At 63.2% G+C, this 22478-nt stretch carries 20 protein-coding genes; 8 read left to right on the top strand and 12 right to left on the bottom strand.

Annotated elements, in window-relative coordinates; translation table 11 throughout:
• Positions 1 to 53 precede the first annotated feature (53 nt).
• Entirely contained in the window at positions 54 to 1043 is a 990-nt protein-coding gene (locus tag OIM99_RS12730) for a tripartite tricarboxylate transporter substrate binding protein (RefSeq protein WP_311850788.1), read from the bottom strand.
• Between the two features lie 239 nt (positions 1044 to 1282).
• Here OIM99_RS12730 and OIM99_RS12725 point away from each other — a divergent pair, with 239 nt between their 5' ends.
• Complete coding sequence (locus OIM99_RS12725) at positions 1283 to 2098, top strand: glutathione S-transferase family protein (RefSeq protein ID WP_311850787.1); 816 nt, start codon at positions 1283 to 1285, stop codon at positions 2096 to 2098.
• Here the strand turns inward: OIM99_RS12725 and OIM99_RS12720 are convergent.
• A complete protein-coding gene (locus tag OIM99_RS12720) occupies positions 2095 to 3051 on the bottom strand; it encodes a LysR family transcriptional regulator (protein WP_311850786.1) in 957 nt (318 codons plus the stop codon). The two genes, OIM99_RS12725 and OIM99_RS12720, sit on opposite strands and share 4 nt — an antisense overlap.
• Positions 3052 to 3170: 119 nt before the next feature.
• On the opposite strand from OIM99_RS12720, the gene OIM99_RS12715 reads away from it, so the two are divergent.
• The 4 genes from OIM99_RS12715 to OIM99_RS12700 all read left to right on the top strand — a co-directional run bounded on the left by OIM99_RS12715 (position 3171) and on the right by OIM99_RS12700 (position 9073).
• Positions 3171 to 4514, top strand: a complete 1344-nt coding sequence (locus OIM99_RS12715; protein WP_311850785.1) for an MFS transporter — start codon at positions 3171 to 3173, stop codon at positions 4512 to 4514.
• Between the two features lie 20 nt (positions 4515 to 4534).
• Complete coding sequence (locus OIM99_RS12710) at positions 4535 to 6031, top strand: FAD-dependent monooxygenase (RefSeq protein WP_311850784.1); 1497 nt, start codon at positions 4535 to 4537, stop codon at positions 6029 to 6031.
• Position 6032: 1 nt separating this feature from the next.
• Complete coding sequence (locus tag OIM99_RS12705; RefSeq protein WP_311850783.1) at positions 6033 to 7388, top strand: amidohydrolase family protein; 1356 nt, start codon at positions 6033 to 6035, stop codon at positions 7386 to 7388.
• A 98-nt stretch (positions 7389 to 7486) separates the two neighbouring features.
• Complete coding sequence (locus tag OIM99_RS12700; protein ID WP_311850782.1) at positions 7487 to 9073, top strand: FAD-dependent monooxygenase; 1587 nt, start codon at positions 7487 to 7489, stop codon at positions 9071 to 9073.
• Between the two features lie 16 nt (positions 9074 to 9089).
• Here OIM99_RS12700 and OIM99_RS12695 read toward each other — a convergent pair whose 3' ends face one another.
• From OIM99_RS12695 to OIM99_RS12670, 6 genes are all read right to left on the bottom strand, one after another.
• On the bottom strand, positions 9090 to 10046 hold the full coding sequence (locus tag OIM99_RS12695) for a tripartite tricarboxylate transporter substrate-binding protein (protein ID WP_311850781.1): 957 nt from the start codon (positions 10044 to 10046) through the stop codon (positions 9090 to 9092).
• A gap of 78 nt (positions 10047 to 10124) precedes the next feature.
• Positions 10125 to 10862: a hypothetical protein gene (locus OIM99_RS12690; protein WP_311850780.1), complete on the bottom strand. Its 738-nt coding sequence runs from the start codon at positions 10860 to 10862 to the stop codon at positions 10125 to 10127.
• Positions 10863 to 11000: 138 nt separating this feature from the next.
• Complete coding sequence (locus OIM99_RS12685; protein ID WP_311850779.1) at positions 11001 to 11483, bottom strand: MarR family transcriptional regulator; 483 nt, start codon at positions 11481 to 11483, stop codon at positions 11001 to 11003.
• Positions 11484 to 11546: 63 nt separating this feature from the next.
• The gene (locus OIM99_RS12680) at positions 11547 to 11924 is read right to left on the bottom strand and encodes an SET domain-containing protein (protein WP_311850778.1); all 378 of its coding nucleotides are present in this window, start codon (positions 11922 to 11924) and stop codon (positions 11547 to 11549) included.
• A gap of 109 nt (positions 11925 to 12033) precedes the next feature.
• The gene (locus OIM99_RS12675; RefSeq protein WP_311850777.1) at positions 12034 to 12384 is read right to left on the bottom strand and encodes a VOC family protein; all 351 of its coding nucleotides are present in this window, start codon (positions 12382 to 12384) and stop codon (positions 12034 to 12036) included.
• Between the two features lie 8 nt (positions 12385 to 12392).
• Positions 12393 to 14750: a xanthine dehydrogenase family protein molybdopterin-binding subunit gene (locus OIM99_RS12670; RefSeq protein ID WP_311850776.1), complete on the bottom strand. Its 2358-nt coding sequence runs from the start codon at positions 14748 to 14750 to the stop codon at positions 12393 to 12395.
• Between the two features lie 316 nt (positions 14751 to 15066).
• On the opposite strand from OIM99_RS12670, the gene xdhA reads away from it, so the two are divergent.
• Genes xdhA through xdhC form a run of 3 tightly spaced genes read left to right on the top strand, consistent with a single transcriptional unit; the run spans position 15067 to position 19824 of the window.
• A complete protein-coding gene (xdhA, locus tag OIM99_RS12665) occupies positions 15067 to 16563 on the top strand; it encodes a xanthine dehydrogenase small subunit (RefSeq protein ID WP_311850775.1) in 1497 nt (498 codons plus the stop codon).
• Complete coding sequence (xdhB, locus tag OIM99_RS12660) at positions 16550 to 18892, top strand: xanthine dehydrogenase molybdopterin binding subunit (RefSeq protein ID WP_311850774.1); 2343 nt, start codon at positions 16550 to 16552, stop codon at positions 18890 to 18892. The genes xdhA and xdhB overlap by 14 nt, the downstream gene beginning before the upstream one ends.
• Positions 18889 to 19824 carry a xanthine dehydrogenase accessory protein XdhC gene (xdhC, locus tag OIM99_RS12655; RefSeq protein WP_311850773.1) on the top strand — a complete coding sequence of 312 codons (936 nt, stop codon included), beginning with the start codon at positions 18889 to 18891 and terminating at the stop codon, positions 19822 to 19824. The genes xdhB and xdhC overlap by 4 nt, the downstream gene beginning before the upstream one ends.
• A 3-nt stretch (positions 19825 to 19827) precedes the next feature.
• On the opposite strand, the gene OIM99_RS12650 is transcribed toward xdhC, so the two are convergent.
• Genes OIM99_RS12650 through OIM99_RS12635 form a run of 4 tightly spaced genes read right to left on the bottom strand, consistent with a single transcriptional unit; the run spans position 19828 to position 22457 of the window.
• A complete protein-coding gene (locus tag OIM99_RS12650; RefSeq protein WP_311850772.1) occupies positions 19828 to 20469 on the bottom strand; it encodes a CDP-alcohol phosphatidyltransferase family protein in 642 nt (213 codons plus the stop codon).
• On the bottom strand, positions 20453 to 20857 hold the full coding sequence (locus OIM99_RS12645) for a hypothetical protein (RefSeq protein WP_311850771.1): 405 nt from the start codon (positions 20855 to 20857) through the stop codon (positions 20453 to 20455). The genes OIM99_RS12650 and OIM99_RS12645 overlap by 17 nt, the downstream gene beginning before the upstream one ends.
• Complete coding sequence (locus tag OIM99_RS12640; protein WP_311850770.1) at positions 20854 to 21804, bottom strand: phosphatidate cytidylyltransferase; 951 nt, start codon at positions 21802 to 21804, stop codon at positions 20854 to 20856. The genes OIM99_RS12645 and OIM99_RS12640 overlap by 4 nt, the downstream gene beginning before the upstream one ends.
• Entirely contained in the window at positions 21801 to 22457 is a 657-nt protein-coding gene (locus OIM99_RS12635) for a lysophospholipid acyltransferase family protein (protein ID WP_311850768.1), read from the bottom strand. Before OIM99_RS12635 ends, OIM99_RS12640 begins: the two co-directional genes overlap by 4 nt.
• Positions 22458 to 22478 lie beyond the last annotated feature (21 nt).

Raw genomic sequence — 22478 nt, 5'->3', positions numbered from 1 at the left:
TTACACGATGCAAGGGCGCAGGGAAACCCTATTACGCACCTATTGCGGCTCGATTATTGCGGTTCGATTCCTGCCGCCTTGGCGGATTCAATGGCATTCCGTGCCTCCCGGGCCACCAAAGCGGTGAAATCGGCCGTGGACGTCGGCGCTGGGACGAATCCAAACGGCTCAAGCTTGGCAGGAAGTTCCGGTCGGCTGGTGAAAGCGAAAATCTCGTCGGACAGGGTTTTGACAATGTCCTTGGGCGTGGCGACCGGCGCCAGCAGACCAAACCAGACCAGTCCGGGCTCAAACCCCGTGACGCCGGATTCCGCCACCGTCGGCGCCTCCGGCAAGGTGGTCGCCCGCTTCTTGCCCGTTACCGCCAGCACTCTCAGCTTGCCCTCCTTGGCGGGCGCGACGATCGTCACGGCCGTGGCGATGCCCAGATTGACCTCCCCCGCCTGCAAGGCCGCCGACATCGCCGCCTCGCCCTTATAGGCCACGGTGACCATGTCGAGGCCGAAGCCGCGCTTGAAGGACTCGACCGTCAACCGGTTGCCGGCGGCAAAGGACGCGACGTTGAACTTGCCGGGATTGGCGCGCACTTGCGCCAGCAGTTCCGGCAGGGTTTTGACCGGGCTGTTGGCCGGCACGGCGATGAAATACGGGCTCTCCACCACCTGCCCGATGGCGACGAGATCCTTTTCCGGGTCGATGGCCGGATTCTTGAACAGAGCGCGGAAAGTCGGCAGCGACGGCGTCGTGAACAACAAGGTCAGGCCGTCGGGCTTGGAGCGGGCCACATAGGTCGGGCCGATCAGCGCATCGGCGCCGGGACGGTTTTCGACGATCACCGTCTGCTTGAAACGCTGATTGAGATGTTCGGCGAAATAACGCCCGATGGTGTCGGCGCTGCCACCGGGCGGCAGAGCGATGATGATGCGGATCGGGCCTGACGGATAGTCTGCTGCCGTGGCGAAGGGCGCAGTCATCGCTGCGTAGAAAATGGCAGCCATCAGCAGCAGGCGCGCGCGAAAGCCCGATTGATCCACCTTGCCCATTGTTCCTCCCTCGCCGTCCAAGCGTTTTTATTTGTATGGTAGGCTTACCATCTCGACGGCGCGGGTCAAGACGACCGCCCTTTGACCGCCGGCAGGAACGATACGCTTTCCTGATCACTCGAATAGTTTTGGCATCTTGGCCGTTTTTTGACCTGGCTCATACTTCCCCCCACTCGGCCATGGTAGGTGGCTTTCGGCTTCCCGTCTGCAAAGGTTGCCGCAAATTTGGTGAGGGAACGATGCTCAAGCTCTATACGGCGCGCAATTCCATCTGCACCCAGAAAGTCTTCATCACGCTCGACGAAAAATCGATCCCGTATGAGATGCAGAACGTCAATCTGTTCACCAACGAGCAGTACAGCCCCGAATATCTGAAGCTCAATCCGAAGGGCGTGGTGCCGACGCTCGTCGATGACGACAAGGCGGTGGTCGAGTCGACGCTCATCTGCGAATATCTCGACGAGACCCATCCGCAAAAGCCGCTCATGCCAGCCGATGCCTTTTCGCGCACGCGCATGCGGCTATGGTCGAAGCTGATCGACGAACAGATTTTCGAGGCGACGCGCGAAATCAGCTTCTCGGCGCATTTCCGCTACAAAATGCAGAACATGACCGAGGAACAGCGGCAGGTGCGCTTCGCCAATGTCGGCGATCCGGAGCGACGGGCGCGGTTTCTATCGACCTATGAACACGGCGTCGAAAGCCCCTACGTGTTTCAGGCGATCGGCCATTTCGAAAAAGCCTTCAAGGCCATGGATGTCGCTTTGGCGGACGGCGGCCCCTGGCTGGTCGGCGCCGGCTATACGCTGGGCGACATCAACATGGTGCCCTATGTCGCGCGTCTCGCCTATCTCGACCTGCTCGACATCTGGATCGCGGACCGGCCGCGCTTGCAGGACTGGTGGCAGCGCGCCAAGGCGCGGCCGAGCACCATTGAGGCGATCGACAATCGTCTGACGCAGGACGAGACCGACGAGATGAAAACCTATGGCAGCAAGCTGCGCGATGCGATCGCGCGGCGACGTGCTGAATATCTATCAACGGCGAAACTTTAGGCCGCGACTTTTCGGCGGCGCGCGCTCGCAGTCCGCGCGTCCACCGGCGGCATGTCGTCGGCGACCTCGCGCAAGAGCGTGCGCAGCCAGGCGATGGCCGGGTCGCGCTCCTGATATTTGTGCCACTGCAATTTTTCCGCGAAGGCTGGAATGTCGACAGGGCATGGCAAGACGCGCAACGGCAATCGCTGCGCCAGTTGTCGCGCCAGCCGCGTCGGTAAGGTCGCGACCCGCGTCGTGCCGATGAGGAATTCGGGCACCAGCGTGAAGCTCGGCGCGATGATGTCCTGGCGACGGGTCCGCTTGGCGATCGACAGCAATTGCGCATCGATGGTGATCCGCCGCCCCCCACCCCATTCGACGCCGACATGGGAGGCGCTGAAATATTGATCCGCGCTCAACTTGCCGCCGGGCAATTTATAGTCGGCGCAAATCACACAGGAGAACGTATCTTCGAACAAAGCCTCGGACGGATGCCCGGGCACGGTCGAAAATTCCGGTGTGATCAACAATTCCACCTCACCGCTCTCGAGCCGCTCCGGCGATTGCGCCGACTTCACGCGCAGATCGAATTGCACCAAGGGCGCGATGAGCGCGGCACGGCGCGCCACTTCGGTGAGGAAGACGCTCATTACATAGTCCGAGGACTCGATGACGAAGCGACGCTCCGATGTGGCCGGCTCGAACGACGGGCGCGAGCGCGTGATGGTTTGAATTTGCAGCAGCACGTCGCGCACAGGCTTCGCCAGTTCCTGCGCCAGAGGCGTGAGCACCTGCGTCTTGCCGACCGGCGTCAGCAACTCGTCCTCGAAATAATCGCGCAGACGCGCCAGCGCGCAGCTCGTCGCTGGCTGGCTTAAAAAGAGCTGTTCGGCGGCGCGCCCGACGCTGCGGGTCGCCAGCAGCGTGTCGAGAACGACGAGTTGGTTGAGGTCGAGCTTGTTGAACCGCATGGGGCTCCCTCCATTTAGGCGTTAAATGTAGAATATTGAGACAATTAATTTTGTAAATGCCTCGCCTTCCCCAATAGTCCGCCCCGCAACGGCCGGAGGGGCCGAGACCGGAGGGGGCGATGATGAGGGACACGGGCAGCGCTTATGCGCCTTGGGCGCAATGGGGCCTGGTCGCCACGTTGACGCTGGTGACCATGCTGGCGCAGATCGACAAGAACATCCTGGTGCTCATGGTCGGGCCGATCCGTGCCGATCTGGGCATCAGCGACGTGCAGATCAGTTTCCTGATCGGTGCCGCCTTCGCCGTCGCCAATATTCTCGTGGGTCTGCCGGCGGGCTGGCTCGCCGATCGCTTCGACCGTCGCCTGATCATCGTCGTCGGCGTCCTCATCTGGTCGCTGGCTCTGGCCGCCAATGCGGCCACCTCCGTCTTCCTCGGCCTGGTCGCGGCGCGCATCGTCGTCGGCGCCGCCGAAGCGCTGATCCCGCCCGCCTCCTACTCCTTGATCCGCGACGGCGTCGAGGAGACGCGCCGCGCCCGCGCGCTGTCCGTCTACACGATGGCCATCATGCTCGGCACCGGCCTGTCGCTGGTGCTCGGCGGTCCCTTGATGAGCGCGATCGAGGCCGCCGGCATCAATTCACTGCCACTCATCGGCAAGGTGTCGCATTGGCAGGCGACGCTGTTCATCATCGGCCTCGCCGGCCTGCCGATCGGCCTGCTGATCTTTCTGAACAAAGATCCAGGACGCCAGACGGCGCCCGGCCGCAGCGACAAACCTGCCGTCTCCGCCGTCGCCCGCTATCTAATGGCGCGCAAGAACATCTTCATTCCCTTGCTGGTGTTCTCGGTCATGAACGCCATGATCAACTTTGCCCTGGCGACCTGGATTCCCACCGTGGTCACGCGGCAGTTCCATCTCGGCATGAAGGAGATCGGCCTGATCCAGGGCGGCATGCTGCTGACGATCGGGCCGCTCGGCTTGTGGCTGGCGGGACTGGCGATGGATCGCAAGGCGACCGGCGGCCGTGCCTCCTCCGCCGCCCTCGTCGGCATTATCGTCACCGTCACATTGACCGCTTTCACCATCTCCCTGTGCCTGGCCAACACGATCGGCTGGTTCTGGTTCTTCGATGCCTTGGTGGTGTTGTGTTCGACGACCTATCTCGCCGTAGGCTCGACCATCGTTGCCCGCACCGTGCCATCGCTTTCGGTGGGCCTCGTGATGGCGCTGGTGCTCGTGCTCAATGGCCTGATGGGTCAGGGCGTCGGTCCCACCCTGATCGCCTTCGTCGCGCAGCAAGTCTACGGCACCGGCCCCAGCGCTTTGGCGAGCGCCATGGTGCTGGTCTTCGCCTGCGCCGGCACGATCGCCTTGATCGCCGCCATCTGGCTCTACACCGCGCTGCTGCGGCACGAGCAAGCCTCCGACCCTGCCCTCGCCGAAAGTCCGGCGACTTGAAGAAGCGCAAGGAGATTATGATGGAGTGGGATGTCATCGTCGTCGGTGGTGGGCCTTCGGGCCTCACCATGGCGGCGGAACTGGCCGGGTCGGGCGTGAAGACCCTCGTACTCGAGCGGCGGGTGGAAGGCGTACAATCGCGCGCCGGGACGATCCTGCCGCGCATGCTGGAACTGTTCGATGCGCGCGGCATCGCCGAGCGCTTCATCGAACGCGCCCGCGAGATCACGGACTTTCCCTTCCGCAAAACGCATATCTGGGCCGGCTTCGATCCGATCGAGTGGAAATATCTGGAAACGCGCTTCGGCTTTGGCCTGACCCTGCCGCAAAACATCACCGAAGAGATTTTGCAGGGCTGGGCTCTCGAAAGCGGCGCGCACCTGCAATGGGGCGCGGAAGTGCGGGCGCTGCGCCAGCACGACGATGGCGTCGAGGTGGATGTCGCCGACCCATCGGGCACGCTTTCCACCTTGAAAGCGCGCTATCTGATCGGCGCCGACGGCGGGCGCAGCACGGTGCGGGCGCAACTGGGCCTGCCGTTCGAAGGTTCGTCCGGCACATTCCGGGGCATCGTCATCGATGCCGAACTGGAAACGCCTTGGCCAGGCCCCATCGGCGCCGACAACGAGATGGGCTGGCTGCGCGGCTATGCCTTCGGCGAAGGCATCACCCGTTTCAACATCGTCCATCGCGATCGCCGCCATGCGAGCAAGGACGAGCCGGTGACACTGGAGGAAGCCCTGCAATGTCTGCGCGACATTCTCGGCAGCGACTACGGCATCAAGGGCTTCCGCTGGGCTTCGCGTTTCGACGATCAACTGCGCGCCGTGCCACGCCTGCGCGAGGGCCGCGTCTTCCTGGTCGGCGAATCCGCCCGCATCCATTATCCCGCCAGCGGCGTCGGCATGAACTTCTGTTTGCAGGACGCCTTCAACCTCGGCTGGAAACTGGCTCATGTGGTCAAGGGCCTCGCCGACGAGAAGACGCTCGACAGTTACGACAGCGAGCGCCTGCCGGTGATGCATGCGCTGCTTGAAAGCGTGAAGGCGCAATGCGTGCTGCAGTTCAATTTCGGGCCGGAAGGCGTGGCGCTGAAGCGGCGCATGAGCGAGCACTTCATTCCCCTGCCCGACGTGCAACGTAAACTGGTGCGCGAACTCTCCGGCCTTGAAGCGCCCTATCCCAGCGCGCCCGGCAGCCATCCGCTGACCGGCGAACGCTGTCCCGACGCCGATGTGACGATGCGCGATGGACGTTCCATGCACATCACCGAACTGCTGCGCGAGCGCCAGTTCGTTCTGCTCGATCTCGAAGGCTACAGCCGCCAGTTCGACGCGCTTCCGGTCGCCGGGCGCCCGCTCGTCGTCCATCGCGTGCGCCTCGGTCGCGTACCGCCGGAGCTGGACGGGATCAAAGCCCTGCTGGTGCGCCCTGACGGTTACGTCGCCTGGGCGAGCACCGACGTCGGTCGCCTCGCCGAGGCTGAGGCGCAGATCAATACATGGTTGAGGCCATAAGATGGATCGACAACCTACTCTCCTGAGCGGCGGCTGGATCATCAGCATGGATCCGTCCATCGGCGACTTTCGCCAGGGCGACGTTCTGATCGAGGGGCAGCGGATCGTCGCGGTAGCACCACAAATCGAAGCGCCGCAGGCCGAACGCATCGATGCCAGTGGCATGATCGTCCTGCCCGGCTTCGTCGATACGCATCGCCACACCTGGCAGACCTGCGTGCGTCATCGCTATGCGGAAATCGATCCGCTGATCTATTTCCGCGAAATGCTCGGCGCCAAAGGCGCCGCCTATCGACCCGAGGATGTCTATGTCGGCACGCTGCTCGGCGCTGTCGCGGCTCTGGAGAGCGGCATCACGACCATGCTCGACTGGTCGCATGTGCAGAACAGCCCGGAACATTCCGATGCCGCTATTTTCGGCCTGCGCGATGCCGGCATTCGCGGCGTCTTCGGCCACGGCTGGCCGCTGATCGAGGGCGATTCATGGATGTTCGACAGCCAGCGGCCGCATCCGCACGACATTCGCCGCCTGCGGCAACAGTATTTCGCCTCCGACGACCAGCTCCTGACGCTCGCCATGGCGGCGCGCGGACCGGAAATGGCGCAACGCGATGTCTGGCTTGAAGATCTCAGACTGGCGCGGGAACTCGACATTCGCTCGACCATTCATATGGGCGCCTATGCGCGCAACGGCAGCGTGCGCGCCATCGCGCAGATGCAGGCCGCCGGCGTGCTCGGAGACGATCTCACGTTCGTTCACTGCTGCTTCTGCGGCGACGACGAAATCAAGATGATGGCGGATGCGGGGGTCAGCGCCTCGCTTGGTGTCCATTGCGAGATGAATGCGCAGGGCATCGGCGACATTCCCTTCGATCGCCTGCTCGCCGCCGGCATTCGGCCCAGCCTGAGCGGCGACACCGAGACGAAATGCTCCGGCGACATGTTCACCCAGATGCGCCATGCCTTCGCCTATTACCGTTCATGGGTCGGCGGCCAGCACTCGCGCCTCGATCGCCCCCCGGCTCTGTCGCTGCGCGACGTGCTGTCCTTCGCCACCATGGCGGGCGCGCAGGCCAACGGCCTGAGCCACAAGGTCGGCTCGCTGACGCCGGGCAAGCAGGCCGACATCGTCATGATCCGCACCGACGACCTCAATCTCACACCCGTCTCCGATGCCATCGCCGCCGTGGTGCTGGCGGCGCATCCCGGTAATGTCGATACGGTTCTCGTCGCCGGACAGGCGGTGAAGCGCCAGGGGCGTATGCTGAATGTCGATCTCGACAAGCTGCGGCAACGCGCGCTCGCCTCTCAGGCCTATGTGTTGGGCCAGCCACCGCACGCCCATCCACACCACTAGGCGCCTTCCCATAAAAGCAATGGCTAAGCACTCGCCCTTGCGGCGCAGAGACGCTAAAACCTTCCCGCCGAACACAAAGAACAAGGCGCGGGGTGGAAATGAACAAGCGATTTCAAGTGGCTATCGTTGGCGGTGGCCCGGTTGGCCTGGGATTGGCGCTCGATCTCGGGCTGCGTGGCATCAAATGCGTGCTCATCGAGCGGCGCACCCGCCACCATCGTATTCCGCGCGGACAGAACCTGACCCAGCGCACCCTCGAACATTTTTACTTCTGGGGCATCGTCGACCAGTTGCGCGCCGCGCGCGTCATGCCGCCGGGCTATCCGATCGGCAATGTCAACGCCTATCGCAGCCTGACCAGCGAATACTGGCACGCCCACGAAGGCCGCGAGACCGTGCGGCGCTATTTCTTCCAGGATAATGAGCGGCTGCCGCAATATCAGACCGAGGATGTGCTGCGCAGCAAGCTTGCCACCGTTCCTTCCGTTGAGCAGCGCTTCGGCTGGACCGCCAGCAGACTGGAACAGGATGACAAGAGCGTCCGCCTCGACATCGCGGACGAGAACGGCGCCAAAGAGACGATCGAAGCCGACTATCTCGTCGGTTGCGACGGCGCCCATTCGACGATCCGTGCCCAGGTTGGCATCGAACGCGGCGGCACCGATTTCGATCAGGTGATGATGCTGGCCGTGTTCCGGTCGCCGGAACTGCACGAACGGCTGAAGCGCTTTCCGGAACGCTCCACCTACCGCGTCATGGACCCGGCCCTGAACGGCTATTGGCAGTTCTTCGGCCGTATCGACGTCGGCAATGGCTTCTTCTTCCATTCGCCGGTGCCGGCGGAGGCCGCGCAAAGGAAGGATTTCGATTTCCAGGGCGTGTTGGAAAAGGCCACCGGCTTCAAGTTCAAGGCCGAGTTCGACCATCTCGGCTTCTGGGACCTGCGCGTCGCCGTCGCCGACAAATATCAGGTCGGCCGCGTGCTGATCGCCGGCGACGCCGCGCACAGCCACCCGCCCTATGGCGGCTTCGGGCTCAACAACGGTCTGGAAGACGCACGCAATCTCGGCTGGAAACTGTGGGGCGCGCTTGCCGGCTGGGGCGGCGCGGGCCTCGTGCCCTCCTATAGCGAGGAGCGGCGCCCGGTGTTCAAGGAGACCGGCGAGGATTTCATCGCTTCGCGCATCGAGGCCGAAGGCAAATTCTTGAACACCTATGATCCGGCGATCGATCGCGAAGCCTTCGAGGCTGCCTGGAAGCAGAAGGAAATCGAGGACGGCCGCATGGCCGCGCGTTACGAGCCCAATTTCGAAGGCTCGTCCGTCATCTTCGGACCGCCTGATGGCAAATGCAGCGCCCATGGCGCGCATATGCTGAAAGCTCGTCCCGGCCACCACTTGACGCCGCAACCGCTCTCCAACGGTCGCGATATCTATGAGGAGCTGTGCGAAGGCTTCACTCTGCTCGCCTTCGATGTCGACGACAAAACCGTCGCCGCGTTCGAAGCGGCCGCGAAGACGCTCGGTATTCCCTTCAAAGCCATCCGCGATACCTATGCGGATGGGCGGCAGGACTATGAGAGCAAGCTCGTGCTGGTGCGGCCCGACCAATATGTGGTCTGGACGGCGAACGCGGCGCCGGCCAGTGCCGAGGCGGTGCTGCGCAAAGCGGTCGGCAAGAGCTGAATGCTCTTGCCTCTCTTTACTGCTTAACCCAGCCGGAGGCCTCGACCAGGGGCCCCCAATATTTCATGTCGGCTGTGATTTCTTCGGTCATACCAGCCGGCGGCTTCGGACGCGGCTCGAAGGCGAGCGCCCTCATGCGTTCCGTCACGGCTGGCTGCGCCAGGGCTTTCAGCATGGATGCCGACAATGCCGCCATCACCGCATCCGGCGTCTTGGCAGGCGCGAACATGCCGAGCCAGAAATTCAGCTTCATCGGATAGCCCTGCTCCACCGCCGTCGGCACGTTGGGCAGTTGCTGCACGCGCTTCTCGTCGGTGACGGCGATAATGCGAAGCTGGCCGCCGGCATGCTGCTCGAGGAAGTCGCCGAGCGCCGTGATGCCTGACGGCAGATGGCCGCCGACGAGATCCTGCACCATCGGCACGGAACCGCGATAAGGCACCGGATTGAGCGAAACTTTCTTTTCGCGCGAGATCGCCAGCAGGGCGAACTGCGGCTTGCTGCCGGCGGCCGCGATGCCGACGCTGCCGAGTTTCGGATCGGCCTGGACCTTCTTAAGAAAGCCATCGAGGTCTTTGACATCGCTACCCGCGCCCACAGCCATGGCGCCGGAATAATCGGCGATCTGGCCGACGGCGGCGAAATCCGCCAGCGGATCGAAGCCGGGATTGATCATGGTAAGAGGTATCACCACCATGGTGTGATCGGGCGCCACCATCAGCGTGTGACCATCGGGCGCTGAGCGCTTCAGCGCCTGCGCGGCGATCTGACCACCGGCACCCGTCATGTTCTCGACGACGATCTGCGTGCCGAGATCGACGCGCATCTGCTCGGCCAGGAGCCGCGCGACGACATCGATCGTGCCACCGGCTGGAAAGCCCACAAGCAAGCGGACGGGGCCTGAAGAGAAGGATGGTGCCTGAGCAGCTACCGGCCCCGCGGCCAGAAACAAACCCGCAATAAGGCCTGCCATACGCATTCTGATTGAACTTGGCATGCATATCCCCTTTCGTCGTGAGGGCGATAAATGACTCTGTGTTCGGCGCTCGTGTTACGGCAGCACGAGTTCACGGCGCACGGCACGCGCATCAACTTCAATCTCGATGTCCTGAACGGGCGGGCGCACGAAATGCCAGTTCAGCCCGCCTGCCAAAGCGCCACGGCGGCCGAACTCTTCGGCCATCACGTGATGCAGGTCATGCACCGTATAGAGGCTGACGTTCAGCACATCGGCCCAGGACACGCCCATCGGCGAGAAGCGCGTTTCGAGATCGCCGAGTGCGAAATGCACCTTGTCGCGCAACGCATCAGGCGAGGTCTCGCCAAGACGGGTGATGCTATCGCGATAGTTCGGCCGATCTGGACATTCGGCCGCCCCAGATGTGATGAAGCTCGCGGCCTTCGATGCCGATGGCACCGTGTAGCTGAACGCATAGAAGCTCGGCCCGGTGAGGCCACCCAGCTCGGGACAGAGATTGCAGCGCGCCACCGGATTGGCCTCGTCGCGATAAAGCCCCCAGCGTTCGAGGGGCTGCACATAGCCGCGATTGAAGGCCACGAAGGCGGCTTCGACCAAAGGCTCGGGCGAGCGCAACTCGCAAGCGCAGAGCGCCGTCGGCGCGCGGCCGATCGAAGCGAGATGCGCTTCGATGCGGGCGAACCCCTCTGCCAGCGGCACCGGCTGGGCGAAACGGGCGCGCTCGATCTCCCAGCCAGGATTGGCGATCACAGCGGCGGAATATTGGAAGCCACCGGGCAGATAGCGGTAATTGCCAGGATCAAACGCCACCAACCCGCTCATCTTTCGCCACCCATCTCTTGCCTCTCTCGCGTTGGTCGACAAATTACTACGTATTCGTAGTTTAATCTGGCAAAAGCCCGAATGGCTGTCAATCAACCGATTGCTGGAATGTGCGGCAGGTGCTGCCTAAAGTTTCGAACTTTCAAGCCCAAGAAGGCGGCGCAGCAGCACCACAAGCCGCTCGTGCTCGGCTGGCGACAGGCGGCGTGCGACGGATTCGCGATAGGCGGCCGCCTTCTCGATGCCTTCCTCGAACGCGCGCGCCCCCTTGGGCGCGAGATGCAGCGCATAGGTGCGCCCGTCGATCTGCGAGCGCTCGCGACGCAGCAGTTTCTTGGCAACGAGGCGCGCGACCAGATCGCTGCAGGTGTTGAGGTCGATCCCGATCTGCTGAGCGACGGCGCTCTGCGACAAGCCAGGGCGTTGGCCAACGACCGTCAGCAACGCCAATTGGCGTGACGTGACTTCTTCGCCATAGACCAAGGGAAAGAGTGCCTCCGCCTCGAAATGAGCGCGACGCAGCAGATGCGGCAGATGCCGGAACAGTTCAAAGTCGCCGGACGCAAGGTCGCCGACGCGATCAGATTCTGTGTCCTCGCGTCGCACCATGGCTCCGTCTCGTTCATCGCTTATCCTACCCATAGGCAGGATCGCGGCGATGCTCAATATGGATTAAGTAAATTTCTTTGGTCTTTCAGGCGTGAAGCCATAGTCGAAGAGCAGCTCTTCGCCAGGCGCGACATCACGCAGCGTCTCGAACGAAATCTTCGAGCGGCAGGCATAAGCGGCCATGTTGGGGCGTTTCGAGTGGTTGATGTAGATCGACTCGTTGCCACCGACCAGCGCATCGATGTCATATTTTTCATTGAAATTAAAAAGCGGGCAGTAGCCGATCGAATCGTAGAAGCGAGCGCGGCGCGCGCCTTCCTTCTTAGAAATCTTCTGACCTGCGTAGTGGATAACGACGGTGCCCTTTGGAATGAGTTCGTCTGCGAAAAGTCCACGACCGTGCTTCTTCGACTTGCGCACGCTTACCTTAATCCGCGACATCGGCCCCTCTATCAAGAATCAATCGCGGGGTCTTACGCTGATGCTTGTCATGGTTCAACAGTGCAGATGATTTTCTGCACGATGAAAATGATCGTATCGAGATGTTCGGCTATCGATGGGCAAGGATGTTGACGAGTGTGCCCATCGGATCACGCACGTAGAAGCGCCGCACGCCCCAAGGCTCATCGACAGGGCCATATTCGATCGCGATGCCTGCCTCACGCATACGCTTGTGCGCTTCTTCGACATCATCGACTTCGATGGACAAAGCCGGCACGGGCGTGCCCGAACCACCTTCGGTCATCAGGCTGACTTGCGTTCGCATCGTTTCATCTGATGTGAGCGTTGCGATCCAGCCGAGGTCCATGGCTGGATCGAGGCCGAGCAGCGTCTCGTAGAAATACCGCACGGCCGTCATGTCCGAGACCGCGATATTGCTGACGATGCGCTTCACTCGCATGGAAATTCTCAGCTTGCCTGTCGATGCTTGGCCGCTTGGATGGCTTGCCAGATTTTATGCGGCGTCGCAGGCATTTCGATATGCGTGACGCCAAGATCGGCCAAGGCATCGACGATCGCATTGATCGTCAAGCCCAGCGCCGGCGTCGTGCCCCCTTCCCCGCCCGGCCGCATGCCATGGGGATGGCTGTTGGCCGCCACTTCACTCAAATCAGTGGTAAAACTCGGCAGATCGCTGGCGCGCAGCATGGCATAGTCCATGAACGAGGCCGACAGGTTCTGCCCGTCCTTGGCATCGTACCAGCATTGTTCCATCAGCGCCTGGCCGACGCCCTGGGCGATGCCGCCATGGGTCTGGCCATGCAGGATCATCGGATTGACCGCGACGCCGACGTCATCGACGGACGTATAGCGCACGAAGCTCAAAGAGCCGGTCTCCGGGTCGACATCGAGTTCGCAGACCGCCGCGCCATAGGGAAAGGCAAGGCCCGGCGTGACCCGATCGCAAGCCCCCTTCAAGGGTCCGCGTAAATCCTCGGGCAGCGCCGAGGTCTGAATGGTGAAAGCGGTCATCTCGGCCAGGGTGACGGACCGGTCCGTCCGCTTCACCCGACAGGCGCCGTCGGCGAATTCAATGTCCTCGGCCCGCGCCTGAAACATGATGGCGGCCACACGCTGGGCTTTTTCGACGATCTGCTTCACGGACTCGCCGATGACGATGCTGGCATGGCGCATGGAACGACCGGAGTGGGAGCCACCGCCGGCCAACACGAAATCCGTATCGCCCGAGCGCACCCGCACCTTCTCAAACGGCACGCCCAGCCAATCGGCAGCCACCTGGCTGAAGCTCGTCTCGTGTCCCTGGCCCGAAGCCTGGGTGCCGATGATGACATCGACCGTACCGTCTTCGAGGATCGTCACTTCGGCACGCTCGCGCGGCGCACCGCTGGTCGTTTCGATATAATTGGCGATCGATATGCCGCGATAGAGCCCGCGCTTGCGCGCTTCACGACGGCGCTTTTCGAAGCCCTTCCAATCCGCCAGTTCCAACGCCCGGCGCATGACGCCGAGATAGTCGCCGTTGTCATAAACCACGCCGAAGGGATTGCGATACGGCTGCTGGCTCGGCGGAATGAGATTGCGCCGCCGCAGTTCCACCCGATCGAACCCGCATTGGCGCGCCGCCAGATCGATGATGCGCTCGACCGCATACATGGCCTCCGGCCGGCCGGCACTGCGATAGGGAATGGTCGACGGCGTGTTGCTGAGAGCGGCGCGGGCACGCACATAGGCGGCCGGCACCCGGTACAGGCTCGTCATCAATTGCGAGCCTTTGTTCAAAGGCACGAAAGATGCCGTATGCGCGCCGATATTGCCCGTATTGACCGAGCGGACGGCCAGGAAATTGCCCTTGGCGTCGAGCGCCAGCTCCATGTCGATATCGAGATCGCGGCCCTGAAAATCCGACAGCAGCGCATCCTGCCGCTCGGCAACATATTTGACCGGGCGACCGACGAGGCGCGCCGCATGGGCCACCAGCACGAATTCCGGATAGGTGGCGTTGCGCGTGCCGAAATTGCCGCCGACATCGCCGGGCGCGATGACGCGAACCTGTTCCGGCGCGACATTCAGCGCATGGGCGACGTCGGAACGCATCTGCACGACGCCGATGCCGTGCGAGGCATGGAGCGTATATTTGTTCGCTTTCGCATCCCATTCGCCGATGCAGGCACGGGGCTCCATATGCACGCCGGTGACGCGCTGGATCGCCGATTTGAACGACACCCTATGCGCCGCCTTGGCGAAGGCCGCGTCGGTGGCAGCCTTGTCGCCGATCTCGGAATCGAGCGGCAGATTGGCCGGCACCTCGTTCCACAGTGCCGGCGCATCGGTCCCGATCGCCTGAGTGCCGCGCACCACGGCCGGCAAGACATCCCAATCGATCTCGATGGCTTCGGCCGCGTCACGCGCCGCCAGCAAAGTCTCGGCGACCACCATGGCCACCGCCTCGCCGGCATAGCGGGCGCGATCGACCGGCAAGGGCATCTGGCGGGTGATCAGCCGTTCCGAGCCGTCGAGGTTGCGCAGCGGAACGTCGTAACCGACTTTCGACCCGCCGGTGCCGTGGGGAATGTGTTTTAAACCCTGTTCGACCAGATCGGCGCCCGTGACCACGGCGAGGACGCCCGGCATGGCGCGGGCCGCCGCCGTATCTATCTTGCGGATCGCGGCATGGGCGTGCGGCGAGCGCAGGACATAGGCCTGTGCCAATTTGGGGAATGTGATATCGTCGGCAAATTGCCCCTGGCCGGTGATGAGCCGCTCGTCCTCCTTGCGGCGCGCCGGCTCACCGATATGCTTCACCATGGCGTCCCTCGACCCTTTTCCGCGCGACCTTCGATCCGCTGTGTCGCGGCGGGTCGCGTCTGCCTCAATTCGGTTGCGTTGTTTCAGGGCGCCGGACAAATTTCAATAGTGAATTACGGTTTCTACGGGTGTTCCCGGGCACCTGCACGGATTGAGGCGCGACGCCAGGCCGCAACAAAACCCGGATCGGCCCGTTTCAACTGGAATCTAATTTGCTCCCCTTTTAAAGTGGGCAGGTTTGGGCGGCCGTCCGCGGCCTTGGCGCGTGCCGATCGTTCGTGAGACAGTTGCAGACAGCAGGATGAGGCGTGAAAAAGTGTTGAGCAGCCCTGGCCAGCCCCAAAGCCACCCCCGCGCGGCGATCCGCTTCACGTTTCGCGGCGCGCCTGTCGAGATATCGGACTTCGCGCCGCACGCCACCCTGCTCGATTGGCTGCGGCTCGACGCGCGGGCCACCGGCACCAAGGAAGGCTGCGCCGAAGGCGATTGCGGCGCCTGCACGGTCGCTCTCAGCCGGCAGCGCAACGGCAAGACCGAATATCTGCCGGTGAATGCCTGCATCCTGCTGCTCGGGCAGGTGGACGGCGCCGAAGTCGTCACCGTCGAGGATCTCGCCGCTAACGGCACGCTGCATCCCGTGCAACAGGCGATGGTCGACCATCACGGCTCACAATGCGGCTTCTGCACGCCGGGCATCGTCATGAGCCTGTTCACGCTCTATCGGCAGAGCGACGTACCAGTCACGCGCGGCAGCATCTGCGACGCGCTCGCCGGCAACCTCTGCCGCTGTACCGGCTACCGGCCGATCATCGATGCGATGATGGATGCCTGCGCCACGACGGAACGGTCCGCCCTGCCCGCTCCGGCCCCGGTGCTCGAAGCCGCCGCCGAAGACATCTTTATTGGCGATGAAAACGCTTTCTTCGCCGCGCCGGCGCGTGAAGCCACCCTGTCGCGGCTCTATGCCAACAATCCCGAAGCGCATCTCGTCGGCGGTGCCACCGATTTTGGGCTGAGCATCACCAAGGGCCTCGCCGCCCCGAAAAAAGTGATCTGGCTCGGCCGCGTACAGGGCTTCGACGAAATCCAAGCAACGTCGGGCGAGCTCTCGCTGGGCGCTGGCGTCAAGCTCGCCGACGCGGCGCCGCTCTTGGGCGAGTTGCATGCCGATCTTGGCGAAGTCATGCGCCGCTTTGGCTCGGCACAGGTGCGCGCGTCCGGCACGGTGGGCGGCAATATCGCCAATGGCTCGCCGATCGGCGATCTCGCGCCCAGCCTCATCGCGCTGGGCGCCACCATCGAGCTGCAGCGCCGTGACGTGCGCCGCACCTTGCCGCTGGAAGATTTCTTTCTCGCCTATAAGAAGCAGGATCGGCAGGTCGGCGAATATGTCCGCCGCATCATCGTCAAGCGGCCAGCGACCGATGACAGCGTGCATATCTACAAGGTCAGCAAACGGTTCGACGAGGACATTTCCGCCGTGCTGGCCGCGTTCAAATTCACACTTGACGGCAAGCGCATCGTCTGCGCGCGCACGGGCTTTGGCGGCATGGCCGGCATTCCGGCACGCGCTCGCAAGACCGAGGCCGCCTGTCTGCGCGTCGTGCTCGACGACGAGCGGACCTGGAGCGTCGCGCTGAATGCGCTGGCCGATGACCTGCAACCGATCAGCGACATGCGCGCCAGTGCCGCCTATCGCCAGCTCGTCGCGCGCAATCTGCTGCGCAAGGCTTTCATCGAGGCTGGCGGCGGCGGCGCGACGCGCCTTCTCGCCTTCAACTCAGATTTGGGATTGATCGATGCTGCCGAATGAACATATGGCCCCGGAAGCCAGCGGCGAGCGCCTGTCGATCGTGCGCAAACCCTCCCCGCATGATTCCGCCCGCCTGCATGTGCGCGGCGTCGCGCCCTATATCGACGACATACTCGAACCCGCAGGCACGCTGCATGTGGCGCCCGGCCTCGCCAACGTTGCCAGCGGCACGATCACCAAGATCGATCTCGATGCGGTGCGGACCGCGCCCGGTGTCGTCGCGGTTCTCACCCCCACCGACATTCCCGGCAAGAACGACGTGGCGCCGGCTTTTGGTGACGATCCGCTGTTCGCCGAGAAAGAGATCGTCTTCGCCGGCCAGGTGATCTTCGCGGTGGTGGCGCGCACGCGCGATGAAGCCCGCCGCGCCGCCAAACTGGCGCGTGTCGAGATCACGCCGAGCAAACCGCTTCTCACCATTGAGGATGCATTGGCGGCCAATGCGAAAGTGCTGCCGGATTATGATTTCAATCGCGGCGATCCAGCGGACGCGATCAAATCCGCGCCGTTGCAACTTGCGGGGCAATTGCAGATCGGCGGCCAGGAACATTTCTATCTCGAGGGACAGGCCGCTCTCGCCGTTCCCGGTGAAGCCGGCGAAATCCTCGTCCATTCGTCGACGCAGGATCCGACGGAAGTGCAGCATGTGGTGGCGCGCGTGCTCGCCATGCCGGATGCTTTCGTCACCGTCGAAACCCGCCGCATGGGCGGCGGCTTCGGCGGCAAGGAGAGCCAGGCAGCGCAGACCGCCGTGATGGCGGCGCTCGCGGCGCGCGTCACCGGCAAGCCCTGCAAGGTGCGGCTCGATCGCGACGATGATTTTGCCATCACCGGCAAGCGCCATGATTTTCGCGCCGATTGGGCTATTGGCTTCGACGCGCGCGGCCAGGTCAGCGCTTATAACGTGACCTTGCATGCGCGCTGCGGCTGCTCGGTCGATCTGTCGCCTGGTGTGTGCGATCGTGCCATGTTCCATGCCGGCAATTGCTATTGGCTGCCGCAGGTGAAAATCCTGTCGACGCGGCTGCGCACCAACACCGTTTCGAATACCGCCTTTCGCGGCTTCGGCGGACCGCAGGGCATGCTGGCGATCGAACGCGCGATGGACGGCATCGCTCATACCACCGGGCTCGATCCACTCGACGTGCGCAAGGCCAACCTCCTGCGGCCCGGCGGCGACCTGACGCCCTATGGGCAAAAGGCCGAGGATGCGGACGTCCTCGTCGCGCTGCTCGACAAGCTCGAAGCCTCCAGCGACTATCGCCGGCGCAAGGCTGCCATCGCCGCGTTCAATGCGACATCGCCGATCCTCAAGAAAGGCCTGGCGCTGACGCCCGTGCAGTTCGGTATTTCCTTCACCCTGATCGCCATGAACCAGGCCGGCGCCTTGGTCCATGTCTATCAGGACGGCTCGGTGCATCTGAACCACGGCGGCACGGAAATGGGCCAGGGCCTGTTCACCAAAGTGGCGCAGGTGGTGGCCGAGGAGTTCGGCATTCCCCTTGATTGGGTGCGCGTCACCGCCACCAATACGGCGAAAGTGCCCAATACATCGCCCACCGCTGCCAGCTCCGGCTCCGATCTCAACGGCATGGCGGCGCAGATTGCCGCTGCCTCCATCAAGGCGCGGATGATCGCGCATGCGGTCGAGGCCTATGGCGTGCCGGAGAACAGCATCGCCTTCCGCGACGGCGTGGTCTACATCGGCAACGCGACCGTGCCCTTCCCCGACTTCGCCAAGCAATGCCGGCAGGCGCGCGTGCAGCTCTCGCATGCGGGCTTCTACAAGACACCGAAGATCGAATGGGATCGCGAAGCCCGCAAAGGCCGTCCGTTCCTTTACTATGCCTATGGCGCGGCCTGTTCCGAAGTCATCATCGATACCCTTACCGGCGAGATGAAAGTGACCCGCGTCGACGTGCTGCACGACGTCGGCAATTCGCTGAATCCGGCTCTCGACAAAGGCCAGATCGAAGGCGGCTTCGTGCAGGGCATGGGCTGGCTGACGACGGAAGAACTGGTCTTCAACGACAAGGGCATTCTGACCACCCACGCGCCTTCGACCTATAAAATTCCCGTCGCTTCCGACGTGCCGAAGGATTTCCGCGTCGATCTGCTCGACCATCCCAATCGCGAAGTCACGATCTACCGTTCCAAGGCGGTCGGCGAACCGCCGTTCATGCTGGCGATCTCGGTCTTCTCGGCCATTCTCGACGCGCTGCATAGCCTGGCGCCTGGACGACAAGTGCCGCTCGATGCGCCGGCGACGCCGGAGCGCATCCTGATGGCGGCCGAGGCGCTCACCAATACGCTCGCCAAACGACCATGACGCCGTTCAAGCTGCTGCTTGACGCGATTGCCGGCGAAGGCAGCGCCGCGCTGGTCAGCCTGCCGCGCACCGCCGGCTCCAGCCCGCGCGATGCCGGCGCCTGGATGGTGGTGCGTCCGTCAGGCGCCTTCAACGGCACGATCGGCGGCGGCGCGCTCGAATATGAAGCCATCGCCCATGCGCGCGAAGCGCTCGCCCGCGCCAAGGAGCCGGTGATCGAACGGTCGCAGGCGCTGGGGCCAGACCTCGGCCAATGCTGCGGCGGCCGCGTCTGGGTGCGGATCGAAACCTTCGACCGCAACCATCTCGCGGAACTGCGCGCGCTCGCCGATGTTACGCACCGGCAATATATCGTCGCGAGCGTCGGTGCCGACGGCCGCATGAAGCGGCGCATCGCGCCGATCGGCGAGGACAGCGCCATGGGCGCCAGCGAATATGTCGAGAATTTCGAGGAGGTGCCGACGAGCCTCTTGCTCTTCGGTGCCGGCCATGTCGGCCGCGCCTTGGTGCTGGCGCTCGCGCCCCTGCCCTTCACGGTGCGCTGGATCGATCCACGCCGCAAGATGTTTCCTGCTGCCATGCCAGCCAATGTGACGCCGGTCGCCAGTACCAATCCGGTCGAGGAAATCGCTGCGGCCGACAAGGACGCCTTCATCCTGATCATGACCCATTCGCATGCGCTCGATTTTGATATCGTCGCACGGGCGCTCGCGGCGCGGCGCTTTCCCTATGTCGGGCTCATCGGATCGGCCACCAAACGGGCTCGCTTCGAACATCGCCTGGCCGATCTCGGTCTGGCCACGGACACGATTGCACGGCTCGTCTGCCCGATCGGTATCGAAGCGATCGAAGGCAAGCTGCCGGCGGTCATCGCCGCATCGACAGCCGCGCAATTGCTCATCGTCCGCGAACACGCGCGCACCGCGAGCTAGGTCTCAGCCGACCCGCAGCGCGCGCACGATGCGGATCGCGCGCCGAAGCGTCGTGACGATGGCTCCGATGACAATCAGCCAGAGCGCCACCGTGAGGACTTGATTGTGGCCACCCCAGAGCGGCTCGAACAATGACAGCAGTCCCGCCACACTGATCGTCGCCATGCGATGCTGTTTGGCCATCGGGCCGGAGAAATCGGCCGGCAGGCCGCAGGCACGGCCCAGTTCGCGGGTATAAGCCGTCAGGATCGCGAAACTGGCCCCGGCCCAACCGAGGGCTGGCTCGCCGACGCCGTAACCGGCGCCGCCAAAAATCAGCAGATCGGCGATACGATCTGGAAACTCGTTCCAAAACGCGCCATCGGCACTGCGCTTGTCGCCTTCGATGGCGACCATGCCATCGAACAGATTGCAGAGCAGCCGGAGCTGACAGAACAGGACCGCCACGATGAAGAGAACCGCACGCGGCGTGCCATCCGCCAGACCGGCGCGCCAGAAGGCAATGCCGGCCAGCGCTGCCATCACCATGCTGGCGATGGAGATTTGATTGGGCGAAAGCCCCGAGGTCGTCAGGAAACGGGCGATTGCATGCGCCCAGCCCGTGTCGCGGCTCGACAGAGGGCGGCGGTCAGGATCGTTGGTCATCGAGTTTTCCGGCTCGCCAAAGAGAGAGATTGTAAAGCGCCGCGTAGCTGGTCGCGACCGTTAGCGGCACCGCGATCGTCGTGGCGATCTCCGGTGTGCCGGCGATCATATGAATAGCGGTTAGCAAACTTGCCGAAATCAATCCGGCGATCACCGGTGGGAGGATGAGGCCGGCCAATCCTTCGAAATGTCTGGCGAGATATTCGATCCCGCGTTTCAGAACCAAGGTGATGCAGGCGGAAATCGTCCCCTGGATCAGTCCGGCATAGAGCGGCGCCGGCATCGGATGGCTATGGTTGGCAAAGGCGGCCCAGCTCCCCATCAGAAGGAAGGCGACAGCAACATGGGTAACGCTGCTGCGCGCCAGACGGGTGAACAGCGCGCTCATGTGGCCGACCAGCCGTAGCGCACCAGATGGAAAAAGATCGGCGCCGAGAAGATCACCGAATCGAGGCGGTCGATGAAACCGCCATGGCCGGCGATCAGATGGCCCCAGTCCTTGACGCCCCGGTCGCGCTTGATCGCCGACATCACAAGGCCACCAAAGAAGCCCATCAGAACGATAACAAACGACAGTAAGGCGGCCTGCAATGGCGTGAAGGGCGTGATCCAGGACAGACCGGCGCCGACGGCCATGGCGGAGAGCGCACCGCCGACGAACCCCTCGACCGTCTTGGAAGGCGACAATTTCGGCGCGATCTTGGTGCGACCAAGCAGCTTGCCCCAGACATATTGCAGGACGTCGCTCGCCTGCACGACGATGACGAGGAAAGCAATCAGCAAGACGTTACGGCCGTGATAATCAGCAATATCGAGACTGAGCAAAGCCGGAACATGAGACACGCAGAAGACGCAGATCATCAGCGCCCACTGCACCTCGGCGATGCGCACCAGAAAGCGGTCGGTGTCGCCGCGCAAGGCCGCGACGATCGGCATCAGCAAGAAAGCGTAGACGGGAATGAAGATCGAATAGAGACCGTACCAGTCGATCCAGATGAGATAATACTGCACCGGCAGAACGATGAAAAAGGCGGCCGCCAATGCCCAGTGATCGGCTCGGCGCGTGTTGATGAGCGTGATGAATTCGCGCAAGGCCGCGAAGGAGCAGAACGCAAAGAGAAGCGTCACACCGGTCTTGCCACCGATCAACGCAAGTCCCATCAATACGACCATCACCCACCAGGCGCGGATGCGGTCGTTCAGGTTCTCGATGACCGCATTCGTCCCGTCGGGGGAAAGCTTGCGTTGCAGTCCATAACCGACGCCTGAGGCGACGATCAGGATGACGAGCAGCCCGGACAGAACGATCACGAGATTGGGCGGTGGCGCCGTCATAGGGTATTTGCCTTGGGAGAGAGGGCCAGCAGGGCCTCTTCGGCTCTGGTCAAGAACGCCTGTTTCGCTTCGCTCTCGCCGAGATGCAGGGCCGCGCCGAAGGTGACGGTGCAGATCAGCGGGATCGGCACGAATTCGCCCTTCGGCATGACGCGGTTGAGGTTGTCGATCCACACCGGCACCAGAGCAACGCTGCGGCGGGCGGTCGCCAGATGGTACAAACCGCTCTTGAAAGCCAACAGCGGCGCCTCCGTCGTGTTGCGCGTGCCCTCGGGAAACACGATCAGGGATTCGCCAGCGTCAAGAGCATCGCTCATCTGGACGATCGGGTCGTCCATCCGCGTGTCTCGATTGCGGTCGATGAGAACGGCGTTGAAGACATCGCGGCCGATGAAACGCCGCAGGCTACTCTTCAGCCAGTAATCGGAGCCGGCAACGGGGCGCGTGCGGCTTCGCAACCGCCGCGGCAGCGCCGTCCAGATCAGAACGAAGTCGCCGTGACTGACATGATTGGCGAAATAGATGCGTTGCTCGTCGATCGGCGCGACACCTTCCCATCGACCGCGCGTGGCGGTGATGAAACGCGCAAAGACGATCACGACCGCTTGCACTATGCGTCCGGCAAAAGGGGGCCTGGCTTGCGGTCCGCTCATTTTATTTGCCCGCCGCTTCCA

The organism is Methylocella sp. CPCC 101449 (genome assembly GCF_031921685.1).
In the GTDB taxonomy this organism is placed as follows: Bacteria; Pseudomonadota; Alphaproteobacteria; order Rhizobiales; family Beijerinckiaceae; genus Terripilifer.
This window is presented reverse-complemented; position numbering and strand designations above follow the sequence as displayed.